Source organism: Rhizobium sp. R634, assembly GCF_002211305.1.
Lineage (GTDB): Bacteria > Pseudomonadota > Alphaproteobacteria > Rhizobiales > Rhizobiaceae > Rhizobium.
Genome location: NZ_LOKW01000007.1, coordinates 1 through 13,995 on the forward strand (window position 1 = coordinate 1; position 13,995 = coordinate 13,995).

Annotated in this window: 12 protein-coding genes; 6 read left to right on the forward strand and 6 right to left on the reverse strand. The window is 62.0% G+C overall.

Annotation, left to right across the window (positions count from 1 at the left end):
- The coding region (locus ATY77_RS10770; RefSeq protein WP_245314323.1) for an IS4 family transposase at positions 1 to 1,454 on the forward strand (1,454 nt) is incomplete at its 5' end.
- Positions 1,455 to 1,727: 273 nt separating this feature from the next.
- On the opposite strand, the gene ATY77_RS10780 is transcribed toward ATY77_RS10770, so the two are convergent.
- Positions 1,728 to 2,120, reverse strand: a complete 393-nt coding sequence (locus ATY77_RS10780) for a PRC-barrel domain-containing protein (RefSeq protein ID WP_088676703.1) — start codon at positions 2,118 to 2,120, stop codon at positions 1,728 to 1,730.
- A gap of 249 nt (positions 2,121 to 2,369) precedes the next feature.
- Here ATY77_RS10780 and ATY77_RS10785 point away from each other — a divergent pair, with 249 nt between their 5' ends.
- The 3 genes from ATY77_RS10785 (at position 2,370) to otsA (ending at position 7,784) form a co-directional block, all read left to right on the forward strand.
- Positions 2,370 to 4,070 carry a long-chain fatty acid--CoA ligase gene (locus tag ATY77_RS10785; protein ID WP_088687306.1) on the forward strand — a complete coding sequence of 567 codons (1,701 nt, stop codon included), beginning with the start codon at positions 2,370 to 2,372 and terminating at the stop codon, positions 4,068 to 4,070.
- 139 nt (positions 4,071 to 4,209) lie between these two features.
- Positions 4,210 to 5,835, forward strand: coding sequence for a glucose-6-phosphate isomerase (gene pgi, locus ATY77_RS10790; RefSeq protein ID WP_088687307.1), 1,626 nt, complete (start codon positions 4,210 to 4,212; stop codon positions 5,833 to 5,835).
- Positions 5,836 to 6,377: 542 nt separating this feature from the next.
- On the forward strand, positions 6,378 to 7,784 hold the full coding sequence (otsA, locus tag ATY77_RS10795; protein ID WP_088687427.1) for an alpha,alpha-trehalose-phosphate synthase (UDP-forming): 1,407 nt from the start codon (positions 6,378 to 6,380) through the stop codon (positions 7,782 to 7,784).
- A gap of 387 nt (positions 7,785 to 8,171) precedes the next feature.
- Here the strand turns inward: otsA and ATY77_RS10800 are convergent, their stop codons facing one another.
- The 3 genes from ATY77_RS10800 to ATY77_RS10810 form a co-directional block, all read right to left on the reverse strand.
- Positions 8,172 to 9,098 carry a carbohydrate kinase gene (locus tag ATY77_RS10800; RefSeq protein ID WP_088687308.1) on the reverse strand — a complete coding sequence of 309 codons (927 nt, stop codon included), beginning with the start codon at positions 9,096 to 9,098 and terminating at the stop codon, positions 8,172 to 8,174.
- A 62-nt stretch (positions 9,099 to 9,160) separates the two neighbouring features.
- Positions 9,161 to 9,850, reverse strand: a complete 690-nt coding sequence (locus ATY77_RS10805) for an orotate phosphoribosyltransferase (protein ID WP_088687309.1) — start codon at positions 9,848 to 9,850, stop codon at positions 9,161 to 9,163.
- A 74-nt stretch (positions 9,851 to 9,924) separates the two neighbouring features.
- A complete protein-coding gene (locus ATY77_RS10810) occupies positions 9,925 to 10,578 on the reverse strand; it encodes a TetR/AcrR family transcriptional regulator (protein WP_088687310.1) in 654 nt (217 codons plus the stop codon).
- A gap of 98 nt (positions 10,579 to 10,676) precedes the next feature.
- Here ATY77_RS10810 and ATY77_RS10815 point away from each other — a divergent pair, with 98 nt between their 5' ends.
- Together ATY77_RS10815 and ATY77_RS10820 are read left to right on the forward strand one after the other, a co-directional pair.
- Positions 10,677 to 11,501: an NmrA family transcriptional regulator gene (locus ATY77_RS10815; protein WP_088687311.1), complete on the forward strand. Its 825-nt coding sequence runs from the start codon at positions 10,677 to 10,679 to the stop codon at positions 11,499 to 11,501.
- Between the two features lie 2 nt (positions 11,502 to 11,503).
- Entirely contained in the window at positions 11,504 to 11,986 is a 483-nt protein-coding gene (locus ATY77_RS10820; protein ID WP_088687428.1) for an anthrone oxygenase family protein, read from the forward strand.
- Positions 11,987 to 12,019: 33 nt separating this feature from the next.
- Here ATY77_RS10820 and ATY77_RS10825 read toward each other — a convergent pair whose 3' ends face one another.
- Both ATY77_RS10825 and ATY77_RS10830 read right to left on the reverse strand, forming a co-directional pair.
- Positions 12,020 to 12,556, reverse strand: a complete 537-nt coding sequence (locus ATY77_RS10825) for a glyoxalase superfamily protein (protein WP_088687312.1) — start codon at positions 12,554 to 12,556, stop codon at positions 12,020 to 12,022.
- 189 nt (positions 12,557 to 12,745) lie between these two features.
- Positions 12,746 to 13,924, reverse strand: a complete 1,179-nt coding sequence (locus tag ATY77_RS10830) for a GGDEF domain-containing protein (protein WP_088687313.1) — start codon at positions 13,922 to 13,924, stop codon at positions 12,746 to 12,748.
- Between the last annotated feature and the right edge of the window lie 71 nt (positions 13,925 to 13,995).

A 13,995-nucleotide genomic window follows, 5' to 3' on the forward strand; every position in this document is an offset into this window, starting at 1 on the left:
GGGCTATGGCATTCACACATTTAGAATTGCCTATGGAATGCCGTTCTGATTCTGTTGCCGCAAGCAGGAGAATTGAGCGATGGATGATTTGCGGCTGGGGCGGTTTGGCGACCGTCGCCTGGAAAAAGGGGGCGTTCTTGCTGGAGCGCCTTGTTTCGACGGCAGGCCAGGGCGTGCGGGTGCGCAAGCTGGGCGGCAATCGGGCCGGAGAGATCCGCTTGAGCCGGTTCTTGCGCAATGGAGCGGTTGATCCGCAGGCGATGATCGATGAGGCGGCCTTGCGCACGGCGGGCGGCTGCGCGGATCGGCATATCCTGGCCATTCAGGATACGACGGTGGTCCGCTCCGACGGCGGTGGCGGTCTTTATCTGCATGCGATGATCGGGGTCGACGCCGACGATGGCGCGATCGTCGGGGCGATCCACGGACAGTTTCTCAGCCGCGACCAGGGCAAGCGCGGCACGCAACGTGCGCGTCCGATCGAGGAGAAGGAGAGCTATCGCTGGCTGGAGGGCGCCGACCAGGCGGCAAAGGTTTGTGCGGCGGCGCGCCACATCACCGTCATTGCCGATCGCGAAAGCGATATCTACGAGGCCTTCACCCGAAGGCCTGCCAATGTCGAGCTTGTCGTCCGCGCTGCCAAAGACCGCAGTTTCGGCAAGGACCAGCCGTCGCTGTTTGCCATGGCCGATGCCTTGCCGGTTGCGGCAAAGCTTGCCTTCACCCTGCCGGCCAAGCCGGGCCGCAAGCAGCGCGACACGCAGCTGGCGATCCGCTTCAGTCCGGTGGCATTGCCGCCCCCGAAGAACGGCATCTACAAGAAGACCCCGGATGGGGTGCGGCTTTATCTGGTGGATGTGCGCGAGACCGCCGCACCAGCGGGCGAGACGCCGATCCATTGGCGGCTGCTGACGACTTACGCGGTGTCGGAGGCCGACGAGGCGGCGGCGGTCATCGCCCTTTATCGCCGCCGCTGGACGATCGAGCAACTGTTCCGCACTCTGAAGACGCAGGGCTTTGATATCGAAGGCCTGCGCATCGAGGACGAGGGAGCGCTGAGCAATCTGGTGATGGCCGCCTTCGTCGCGGCCGTCATCGTACAGCAACTGGTGCATGCCCGCGACGGCCCCGCCCGGCGCTGCCTTGCGCCCCATCGAGGACGCCTTCGCGCCAAACGACCGGCCGCTGCTGGAAGCCTTCTGCGCCAAGCTGGAGGGCAACACCGCCAGACAGAAGAACCCGCATCCCAAAGGCTCGCTTGCCTATGCCGCCTGGGTCTGCGCCCGCCTCGGTGGATGGACCGGCTACTACGGAAAGCCTGGACCAATCGTCATGCTCGACGGATGGCACCAGTTCCAGGCCACCAAACGCGGCGTAGACCTCCTCTTATCCGCTTTCGACAATGTGTGAATCTAATAGCCCCGCTGGGGAGAAGGTGCCCGCAGGGCGGATGAGGGGGCAGAAAACGCCAGCCTATCGAAGATAAAAGCCATGGTGGGCAGCGGCTGCATCGTGGTGATCGTAGTCACCATATTGGAAAACGGCGTTGGCATGGCGTGCCGGAACAGGTTTTCCGTGTGCCGTGTGGCCCCCTCATCCGCCTGCCGGCACCTCTCCCCGATGCCGCCACCTGCCAGTTCCTCGCAACCCTTGTAAGGTACGTTTACCACGCACCAAAAAGGCCCCGCATCGCACGGGGCCCTTCCAGCTCGGTCCGTCGGACGAGATCACATCCAGTAGGGCGGCACGCCGTAGTAATCATAGACCCGGCGGCCATTGTCGTTGTACCAGGTGTCGTCATCGTCCGAATAGCTTGGTGCGCCTTCGATCTGCTCCTTCGTCAGGTCGATGCGATAGCCATCCAGCTGGGTGTCGTAGTTCAGCTTTTCCCAGGGAAGCGGATAGTGATCGTGGCCGATGCCCAGGAAGCCGCCGAAGCTCAGCACGGCGTAGGCGACGCGGCCGTCGCGCTTTCCAAGGATCAGGCGTTCGATCGAGCCGATATGCCGGCCATCAGCACCATAGACGCGGGTGCCTTCGACGCGGTCGCTGGCGATCAGCGAAGGCGTGTCCTTCACATCAGGGTCGCGGCGGCTGGCGTCGGTTTCCTCGTTCAACATCGTGCACCTCCTTTTGGTGTTCCTCATGGTGAGTGTGCAAGGTCAACGTCATGGCGGACTCAAAGTTCCCCATGTCAGGCACGATCGCGCGGTCGCAATTGTTGACGTTTACGTCAAGGTTAGTATAGCTTCAATCTCGGCTTGAACCATTCAGGCAATGGCATAAGCTGCCGGACTGGAAGGTGGAGGATACTTCCAGTCGATTCCCGGCTAGAGCCGGCGCGGCGGCCGCAAGGGAGAGAGAACACGATGAACAGCATTTCCGCCCATCCGAACGGAGTAAAGCCCGACAAACCCTGGCTTGCCTCCTATCCGGATATCGTTCCCGCCGAGCTTCCGCCGCCGGAACATACATCGCTGGCGGAGCTGCTCGAAAAATCCTGCGCGCATTATTCCGACCGGACAGCCTTTTCCAGCATGGGCAAGGCGATGAGCTACCGCGAATTGGAAAGCCAGACGCGCAAGGTGGCTGCATGGCTCCAGAGCATCGGGCTTCAGAAGGGCGACCGCGTGGCTGTGATGATGCCGAACGTGCTGCAGAATCCGATCGCGACCTATGCCATCCTGCGCGCCGGCCTCGTCGTCGTGAACGTCAACCCGCTCTACACGCCGCGCGAGCTCGAGCACCAGTTGCGGGATTCCGGCGCCAAGGCGATCTTCGTCTTGGAGAATTTCGCCCGCACCGTCGAACAGGTTCTCAACAAGACGGATCTGCGCCATGTCGTCGTCACCTCGCTCGGCGAGATGCTCGGGCCTAAGGGGCTGATCATCAATTTCGTCGTGCGCAAGGTGAAAAAGCTCGTTCCCTCCTGGTCGATCCCTCAGCACAAGAGCTTCGGCCATGCGCTGCGTGAAGGCGCCGGCAAGAAACTGCAGCCGGTTGCGCTTGCAGGCGGCGACATCGCCTTTCTACAATATACCGGGGGGACGACGGGCGTCGCCAAGGGCGCCGTGCTGACGCATCAAAACCTGCTTGCCAACAAACTGCAGCTGTCGCTCTGGCTCAGATCCGCCTTCGAGCGCAAGAAGCAGCCGGAGGTGCTGAACTTCCTCTGCGCCTTGCCGCTCTATCACATCTTCGCGCTGACGGTGAACTCGCTGATGGGCATGTCGCTTGGCGCCCACAATATCCTGATCGCCAATCCGCGCGACATTCCCGGGCTCGTCAAGGAATTCGGCAAGTCGAACATCCACATCTTCCCCGGCCTCAACACGCTGTTCAACGCGCTGATGAACAATGCCGATTTCGCCAAGCTCGACTTTTCCTCGCTGACCATGTCGCTCGGCGGCGGCATGGCCGTGCAGCGTCCGGTCGCCGAACGTTGGCTTGATATGACCGGCACGGCGATAACCGAAGGCTACGGCCTTTCCGAGACGTCGCCGGTCGCCACCGCCAACCGCTTCGATTCGCCTGAATTCACCGGTTCGATCGGCCTGCCTATCCCTTCCACCGAGCTCGACATCCGCGACGAGGCCGGTCAATCCCTGCCGCTCGGCGAAATCGGCGAGATCTGCATCCGCGGACCGCAGGTGATGGCCGGCTACTGGCAGAAGCCGGAGGAAACGGCGCGGGTGATGACCGCCGACGGCTATTTTCGCTCCGGCGACATGGGCTTCATGGACGAACGCGGCTACACCAAGATCGTCGACCGCAAGAAGGATATGATCCTGGTCTCGGGCTTCAACGTCTATCCGAACGAGATCGAGGAGGTCGCCGCCATGCATGCCGGCATTCTCGAGGCTGCGGCGATCGGCGTGCCGGACGGGCATTCCGGCGAGGCGGTGAAGCTCTTTGTCGTCAGGAAAGATCCGAACCTGACGGAAGCGGAGGTGAAGGCCCACTGCACCGCCAACCTCACCAACTACAAGCGCCCGCGCTTCATCGAATTCCGCACCGAGCTGCCGAAGTCGCCGGTTGGCAAGATCCTGCGCAAGGACCTGCGCGGCTGAATTTGACAGCCCTATGAAATTAATGGCCATCCGCCTGCCGCGGGTGGCTTTTTTCGTGTTGGAGCGGCGGCCGAACTTGATTTGCGCCCGATAAAGCGAATAGTTTCCGCAACTCTTTCCGCCTCCAAAGGAGCCTCCCATGAACGCCATCGTCGACCAGCTGAAAAGCACCGCTGATGCCACCAAGGCAACCGACCTCCGCGCCGCCTTCGCAGCCGATTCGCAGCGCTTCCAGCGTTTCTCCGTCTCGCTTGACGACCTGCTGATGGATTTCTCCAAGACGGCGGTGAACGACGAGATCCTGAAGCTGCTGGTCAAGCTCGCCGAAGAAGGCGGTGTCGAGAAGAAGCGCGAGGAGATGTTCTCCGGCAAGGCGATCAATTTCACCGAGGAGCGCGCCGTTCTGCACACAGCGCTGCGCAACCGGTCGAACACGCCGGTTCTGGTCGACGGCAAGGATGTCATGCCCGATGTCAACGCCGTGCTCGCCGCCATGGGCAAATTCGCCGACGAGATCCGCTCCGGCGCGCTGAAGGGCGCGACCGGCAAGGCGATCACCGATGTCATCAATATCGGCATCGGCGGCTCGGATCTCGGCCCGGTCATGGCGACGCTGGCGCTCGCGCCCTTCCATGACGGCCCGCGCGCGCATTTCGTTTCCAATATCGACGGCGCCCATATTGCGGACATCCTGAAGCTGGTGCAGCCGGAGACGACGCTCTTCATCGTCGCCTCGAAGACCTTCACCACCGTGGAGACGATGACCAATGCGCAGACGGCACGCAATTTCATCGCCAAGGCGCTCGGCGAAGCGGCCGTGCAGCATCATTTCGCTGCCGTCTCGACGGCGCTCGACAAGGTCGCCGCCTTCGGCATCGACAGCGCCCGCGTCTTCGGCTTCTGGGATTGGGTCGGCGGCCGCTATTCGATCTGGTCGGCCATCGGCCTGCCGCTGATGATCGCGATCGGGCCTGAGAATTTCGGCAAGTTCCTCGACGGCGCCCATGCCGTCGACAATCATTTCCGTAAGGCGCCGATTACCGAAAACCTGCCGATGCTGCTTGGCCTGATCGGCTTCTACCACCGCAATGTGCTCGGTTATCCCACCCGCGCCATCCTGCCCTACGACCAGCGTCTGTCGCGCTTTCCCGCCTATCTCCAGCAGCTCGACATGGAATCGAACGGCAAGGGCGTCACCATCGACGGCACGCCGGTCGAGGGCAATTCCGGCCCGGTCGTCTGGGGCGAGCCCGGCACCAACGGCCAGCACGCCTTCTACCAGCTGATCCATCAGGGTACGAGCATTATCCCGGCCGAATTCATGATCGCCGCCAACGCCTTCGAGCCGGAGCTTCGCCATCAGCACCAGCTGCTGATCTCCAACGTTCTCGCTCAGTCGGAAGCGCTGATGAAGGGCCGCACCTTCGAGGAAGCCAAGAAGCAGCTGACCGACAAGGGTATGGACGACAAGAAGGCCGATTTCATCGCCCCGCACCGTGTCTTCCAGGGCAACCGACCGTCGATCACCTTCGTTTATGACAAGCTGACGCCTTATGCGCTCGGCCGGCTGATCGCGCTTTACGAACATCGCGTCTTCGTCGAAGGCGTGCTGTTCCGCATCAACTCCTTCGACCAGTGGGGTGTCGAGCTGGGCAAGGAACTGGCGACGGGCCTGCTTCCCGTCGTCGAGGGCAAGGAGAGCGCGGCATCGCATGATTCCTCGACTCAAGGGCTTGTCGCGGCGCTGGCGAAGCTGGCGAATTAAGCGCTTGAGATTGCCCCTCACCCTAACCCTCTCCCCGTACTGACGGGGAGAGGGGACGTGCCATGCGAGAGGTGAGTGGGGCACGGAGAGGTTGCGGCATGTCCCTTCGCCCCGTTTACGGGGAGAAGGTGGCGGCAGCCGGATGAGGGGCGAAGCGGGCTTCAGCCTTACAAACCAAGCTCATGCACCAGAGCGGATTGCCGCCAACATAGTCATTGCGGCCCGCAATTGATGAACTGAACGCGGCCGGCCGGGGTGTATTCCTGGCGATAGGCCCTGCGGCACGAACCGGATTGAACATTCTTCTAATAGAAAATTTTAGAAAGAATTCTTTCAATCTGATGGAATCGCCCTAGATTTAAGCAAATTCTGTGCGGAAATTCTCCGTTGTCCCCGTTGGCATCTGCACCGGGCCGCTCGCGTCCGGGTCGGCTCTGTCGATGTCGGCGCCTTCACCGTATGGTCCCTGCCCAAGTTCAGGAGATGCCTCAAGACGCTCGTCACACAGCGTTTTCATGTCCCATCTTCACAAAAGGAACCCCATGAGCCGTCTTATCGTCGTTTCCAATCGCGTTCCCGTGCCGAGCAAAGATGGTGGCGCCGCTGCCGGCGGCCTCGCCGTCGCGCTGCAGGCAGCCCTGCAGGAGCGTGGCGGCATCTGGATGGGATGGTCGGGAGAATCGAGCGGCGACAGGGAACCGGGCGCGCTGTCGCAACAGCAGAATGGCAATATCACCTATGCCCTGACCGACCTCACCGACACCGACGTCGAGGAATATTATCGCGGTTTTGCAAACCGCGTTCTCTGGCCGATCTGCCACTACCGCCTGGATCTCGCCGAATATGGCCGTAAGGAAATGGCCGGTTACTTCCGCGTCAACCGGTTCTTTGCGCACCGGCTGGCGCCGTTGATCGAGCCGGACGACATCATCTGGGTTCACGATTATCACCTCATCCCGCTCGCCGCCGAACTGCGCCAGATGGGGCTGAAGAACCGGATCGGCTTCTTTCTGCACATTCCCTGGCCGCCGGCCGACATTCTCGTCACCATGCCGGTTCACGAGGAAATCATGCGTGGGCTCTCGCATTACGATCTCGTCGGCTTTCAGACGGACTATGATCTCCAGAATTTCGCCGGCTATCTCAGACGGGAGGGCATTGGCGACGACCTCGGCGACGGCTTGTTCGATTCGCATGGACGGACATTCAAGGCCGGCGCCTATCCGATCGGCATCGAGACGGCGGCCTTCGCCGAATTCGCCGAAAAAGCGGCAAACAACGTCATGGTCCAGAAGACCCGGCGCAGCATCGAAGGCCGCGACATGATCATCGGGGTCGACCGGCTCGATTATTCGAAGGGCATCATTCAGCGGCTGGAAGCGTTCGAGCGCTTCATCACCGGCAATCCGGCCTACCAGAACAAGGTGACTTTTCTGCAGGTCACCCCGAAATCGCGATCGGAAGTTCCCGAATACGAGCATATGCAAAAAATGGTCGCCGAGCAGGCCGGCCGCGTCAACGGCGCCATCGGAACGATCGACTGGGTGCCGATCCGTTATGTCAACCGATCGATCAGCCGCAACGTGCTTGCCGGCCTGTACAGGCTGGCGACGATTGGACTGGTCACGCCGCTGCGCGACGGCATGAACCTCGTCGCCAAGGAATATGTCGCCGCCCAGGATCCGGATCGACCGGGTGTCTTGGTGCTGTCACGCTTTGCCGGCGCGGCACGAGAATTGAAAGGCGCGCTGCTGGTCAATCCCTATGATGTCGAAGGCACCGCCAATGCGATTGCGCGGGGGCTCGCCATGTCACTTGAGGAGCGCCGCGATCGCTGGAGCATGATGATGGAGCATTTGTTCTCTCACGACGTCTCGCTGTGGTGCAAAGATTTCCTGCGGGATCTGGTGGCTGGTCCGAGTTCCGACCGGAGCGGGACTCGGGGATAGGCTCTTTAGCGCGCTAAGAATGAAATCTCTGGCAAATCAGTGCTGGTTGGCACGGGAAATGGGGCGTAGGCGTTGCAGCATATCCCCTTCTCCCCCGCGGGGAGAAGGTGCCGGCAGGCGGATGAGGGGGCCGCCCGGCACAAGCCTCACATCATCCCAAACTTCATACCGCGCCGTCCTAAACAAGCTCGAAATGATTTCGGCGGGATTGAATCCCGTGGGAGGACCCTACTGAGACCAGCATGTGCAGCCCCCTCATCCGCCCTACGGGCACCTTCTCCCCGCTGGGGAGAAGAGGGAACCGAGACGTCGCGGCATTCCTCCTTCACCCCGTTTAAGGGGAGAGGGTGCCGGCAGGCGGATGAGAGGCCGACGCTGGCTTAAGCCTTAAAGCCCGATCTCATGCGCCCAGGGCGGGTTGGCGCCGGCGCGGGAGACGGTGACGGCGGCGGCTTTGGCGCCGAGCGTCAGGGCGTTGCGCACCGCCTGTTCGTCGAGCGAGGCGACTTGCGCCTTGGTCAGCAGGCCATCCCTCTTCAGCGAGGCCAGCACGCCGGCATCGAAAGTGTCGCCGGCGCCGACCGTGTCGACCACTGCGACGCGCTGGCTCGGCACCGTCACCTTGCGATCCCTGGTGTAGCCGGAAGCGCCCTCGGCGCCCTTGGTGATGACGACGAGCTTGGCGCCATGATCGAGCCAATGGGCGGCGAGCGCATCATGATCGCCGGAAAGGCCGAACCAGTCGAGATCTTCGTCGGAGAACTTCACGATGTCGGATTTCGCGGCCATGCGCTTGATGCGGGCCATATGCGCCGACTTGTCCTTGATGAAGCCGGGACGGATGTTGGGATCGAGCGAGATGACTCGCTTTTCGGCCTCGCGGTCGAGCAGCGCTTCGTAGGTTTCGCCGCAGGGGCTCGGGATCAGGCTGATGGCGCCGAAATGCAGCGCCTCGCAATCGTCGCCGAGGGTGGGCAGGTCGGCTTCGGTGATCATGCGGCCGGCGGTGCCCTCGTCGTAGAAGGCATAGGTCGCCTGGCCGTTGACCAGCTTGACGAAGGCGATGGTCGAGGGGCGCTGCGTGATGGCGCAGGGGCTGTAATCGACATTGCTCGCCTTTAGCGTCGCAAGCAGGATTTCGCCCATCATGTCGTCGGCAATACCGGTGAAGAAGGCCGTGGGTATGCCGAGGCGCCCGAGCGCGATCGCAGTGTTGAAGATCGCACCGCCGGCATAGGGTGCAAAACCCTTTTCACCAAGGGTCGTGTCCCTCGGCAGCATGTCGATCAAGGCTTCGCCGCAGCACAAAATCATCGAATTCCTCCCACAGGGCCTATGCGTTCTTCAATCGATTTAAGCGAGCTTTTGTCAAAAGGCTAGAGCGAAAGCTCACTGACGCCACCGTTCCTTGCCGACCAGGCCAGCGGTGCATCGAGGAAGGCCTCGACTTCCGACAATGTCCTGTCGTCGAAGAGCTTCTGCGCCTTGGCGACCGCCAGCACATTGCGCCAGGTCGAGATGTGATGCAGCCTGACCTTGCCGTCGGTGAAGCGCTGTTGGCCGAAGATGTCGTAGAAGAACAGCGCGATGCCGTGATCGACGATGCCGCCGGCAGCGCGGACCGCATCGATGAACTTGAACATGCTGCCGCCCGCCGTCGTCAGGTCTTCGATGACGAGCACGCGCGAACCTTCCGGCATATTGCCTTCGATCTGGGCATTGCGGCCATGGCCCTTCGGCTGCTTGCGGACATAGATCATCGGCAGGCCGAGGCGGTCGGCGAGCAGGGCGGCGAAGGGGATGCCGGCCGTCTCGCCGCCGGCGATGCAATCGAACTGCTCGAAGCCGGCATCGCGCAGCAGCGTGCTTGCAGCGAAATCCATCACCGCCGAGCGGACGCGCGGGAAGGAGAGCAGCTTGCGGCAATCGATATAAACAGGGCTCGCCATGCCGGAAGAGAGCTTATAGGGCTGGGCGGCATTGAAATGCACCGCCTTGATCTCCCAGAGCATCCTGGCTACCAGTTCAGCCATCACGGCGCGGTCGGGAAACGTGGTCTGGATCATACGGCCCTCCTTCGGTTTTGCATCCTTGCGGCAATAGCAGCAAGAGCCGGCGGTTTCCAGACGCAACAGGGCCGTCAGGCAAGCAGTCGGCCAATATCCGCAACCTGCATCTTCTTGAAGAGCGCAATTGCCTGCGCGCCCTCTCCTTCGTCCAGCGAAACCGCATAGCGGACGGCGGCAGCGAGGAGCTGCATCGTCAGCCGGGCGATCGCCAGAAGCTCGGCCTCGGTCCGCGCCGGCCACAAGAGGCGCAGCACCGACAGTAGGGCTTGCGCATGGAATTCCATGTCTTCGGCATCCACCTGCTGAAGAAGCTTGTCCGTGTGGGTCGCATGCCAGATATCGCGCATGACCGGCTCGCGGCGGAAGAAGGCGTAATATTCGTCCGCGATCGTGCAAAGCGCGGCGTTCAGTGTTTCAGGGTCCGTCACCTTGGCCAATTCGTCGGCCACGCATTGGCGGCCCTGCTCGTTGAAGCGCTCGGCCAGGGTGCGGATGATCGAGGTCTTATCAGGGAAATATTGATAGAGGGCGCCGAAGGAAAGTCCTGCTTTTTCGACGATCTCGCTCATCTTCAAGGCATCGCTGCCGTTCATTTCGATGAGCTCGGAAGCAACCGTCAGGATCTTTTCAAAGCGCTCGCGTCCGCGCTGCTGGCTCGGAATGCGGCGCGGCTGGCCGATCTGTTCCGGCGATCTTCTGCGCGTTGCGGCTGGCAGCTCCGACATCATCTCTCCTTTGGCGGTTGACAAAGAAAATAAGAGAGTTTATCTCATTTTGCAAATGAGAGAGTTTCTCTTATTTTGGATCAAGGGAGGAGCACACCATGCAGAATTCCGAAATTGTCCTCGTCGGTGGATCGGGAAAGACCGGCGGCCGCATCCTGAAACGGCTAGAGCAACGCGGCCTCAATGTCCGAGCCGCATTACGATCCAGCGCACGCCCCTTCGACTGGGAAGACAGGTCGACCTGGCACGGCGCGCTTCAGGGCGCATCGAGCGCCTATGTCGCCTTCCAGCCGGATCTCGCCGTCGCCTGGGCGGCGGACGCCATCGGAGCGCTCGCCAAGGTCGCCATCGAATGCGGCCTTGACCATATCGTGCTGCTTTCCGGCCGTGGCGAAGATGGGGCGCTGCGAAGCGAGGCGGCGCTGGAGACCTCCGGCATCGATACCACCATCCTGCGCGCCTCGTGGTTCTGCCAGAACTTCAGCGAGGGCGCATTTCTGGAGCAGATCCTTGCCGGCCGGCTGCAATTGCCGGCGGGCGATATCCGCGAACCCTTCATCGATGCCGACGACATTGCCGATGCCGCCGTCGCGGCCTTGACCGAACCGCGCTGCCGCAACAAGTTCTACGAACTGACCGGCCCGCGAGCGCTGACATTCCGCGAAGCCGTCGGCGAAATCGCCGCGGCTGCAGGACGGCCGATAGAATACGAACAGGTCTCGATGGCCGATTTCACCGGCGGGCTTGCCGCCGCCGGCCTGCCCCAAGTTTTGATCGATCTTCTCGAGGAGCTTTTCGGCCAGGTGCTCGACGGGCGCAATTCCGGCGTCATGAGCGGCGTGGCCGATATTCTCGGCCGCCCCGCCACTGATTTCAGCCACTATGCCCGCCGGACCGCGGCAACAGGAATATGGAGCGCCTGACCATGCAGATCGTCCTGACCCTCTCGCTCGCCGCCGCTGCGATCGGCAGCGGCCTCGTCGCCGGCATCTTCTTCGCCTTTTCGACCTTCATCATGACGGCCTTTTCGCGCATCCCGGCAGAACAGGGCATCGCCGCGATGAACTCGATCAACGTGACGATCATCCGCTCGCCCTTCATGGCGCTTTTCGTGCCGACGGCAATGCTCTGCATCGTCATCACTGTGCTGGCGCTGATGAACTGGCGCGGCGGGGCATCTGCGTTGATGCTGGCGGGCGCCGCTCTCTATGTCTTCGCCTCGTTTCTCTCGACCATCATCTTCAACGTGCCGATGAACGATGCGCTGGCGAAGGTCAGCGGCAGCGGGACGGAAGCCGTCGCGCTCTGGGCCACCTATCTCAAGGACTGGACATGGTGGAACCACGTGCGGACGATCGCGTCCCTGCTCGCTTCGGTCGCCTTCGTCAGGGCCTTGATGATGATTTGAGACGGCGGAGGAGCAATGCTCCTCCGCTGCCCATTATTTCTGCTCGCAGAAGACGATGCGGTTGCTGAAGGGATCGATGACCGTCATCTCCAGCCCCCAGGGTGCCTCCTCCACGCCGGGCTTCATGTAGCGGTAGTCCTTGCCTGAAAGCTCGGCATGGTAGGCCCGCACATTCGCGACGCGGACGAAGGCCTTGGCGCCGGGGCTTGCATCGCCGGAATGTTCGCTCAAATGCAGCGCCATGCCATCCCGCGAGACCTGGCAATAGAGCGGGAAGTTTTCGCCGAAGCGATGCTCCCAATCGAGGTTGAAGCCGAGAAAGCCGCAATAGAATTCCATCGCCTTTTCGACCGAGAAGATGCGGAAGATCGGCATTGGCGGCTCGATGCCGATCGCCGATCGGGCCGTATCCGCCGCATCGATCTTTGCCGAGAGGACGTTCCATTGATCGAACCCGAACTGCCGTGCGACGATTTCGAGCGTTTCGCTGTGGGTGAGGGAAATATCGCGGTCGGCAAGGGCCTGCCGCAGTGTCTTTGCCATGAGCTTAGCATCGCGAAAATCGCGCATGTGTCATCCTTCCGTTGGCGGCAAACAGGAAGATCAGTGCCCGCGTCTGCTGACCCGTTCGCCATCGATCGCCAAACGGCAAGGGATGTGAAGGATGATTTCTGGATGCATTCACCATAACGCCGAGGCGTCGCGGGGCGGCTGGCCGCATCCGGCCGAGAGCGATGTTATGAGAGGGCCAGCCAGGAATCAAGACGCCGTGCGCGATGCCTCGACCGGAACCGCCTGAAGGTAGGCGGCAAGCTCGACACGATTGCGCCCGCCGCGCTTGGCTGCATAGAGCGCCTTGTCGGCGGCGCTCAGCATGGCGTCGAAATCCAACGGCGTCGAGCGGCCGGGAGCGACACCGACGCTGACCGTGCATTCCAGCGCCTCGCCGTCGACAGGGATCTCGCGGGCCTGGAAGGCCCGGCGAATACGCTCGGCCGCGAGTTCCGCCCGGCCGGGCATGACCTCCTTCATCACCAGCGCAAATTCCTCGCCGCCGAGACGGGCGGCGGTATCGCCGTCGCGGCAATTGCCCGCGAGTTCGGCGGCGAAGGCCTTGAGAACATGATCGCCGGCGGCATGGCCGAAGCGGTCGTTGACGGATTTGAAATGATCGATGTCGAAGACGATGACAGCGGTGGTCGTGCCCATCGGGCGCGTGCCGTATTCGTCGAAGAGGGCGCGGCGATTGAGCAGGCCGGTCAGCGGATCGGTGATCGCATCGAGACGATGGCGGGCGGCGAGCCGCCACTGATGCAGCGCCAGCGACAGCGCGCCGATCCCCGTCATGCCGGCGATGCAGACGGCAAGGCTCAGATCCTCCGCCCAGTTGTTGGGCGCTTTGCCAAGCACCAGCTTTCCGTCGAAGATCAACACGGCGGCGCAGAGGACGAAGGAAATTGCCGTCAGCGTATAAAGCGCCGTGATGCCGAGGATCGGCGCCGGCGCCTCGGCGCGGGCAAGCCAATATTGCCGCGCGGTGGCAAAGAGCAGCATAGCAATGGCAAGATTTTCAGCCATGAAGGCCAGGCCGTCGTATCCTGCTACCATCGGCGGAATGGAAAAGGCCATCGCTGCAAGGGCGCGCAGCAAAATGGAAAAGAAGGACAGGCGACCGGTGCAGAACTGATGGCCGGCGCCCCAGATGGTGGCGAAACCGGCTTGGAACAGCACGAAATTTGCGACGCCCGCCCATTTGTCGGGCGTATTCACATAGGCGCTGTAAACGAAAATGCCGCTAACGACGAGCACGAGACCGATGGTTGCGGTGAGCAATACTGTTTCGGCCCGGCGGGCAAGCCAGCTGCCCATCAGCGTCACCGCGAGACATGCCGCCGAAACACCCAGCGCCAGCAGGAGGGAGTTGTAATCAAGCATCATGCTTTCAATCTCCGCGGCTGCTGCCGTGCCGGATAATGTTCGCAGCCCACGTGTCCGGAATGTCTGACGCA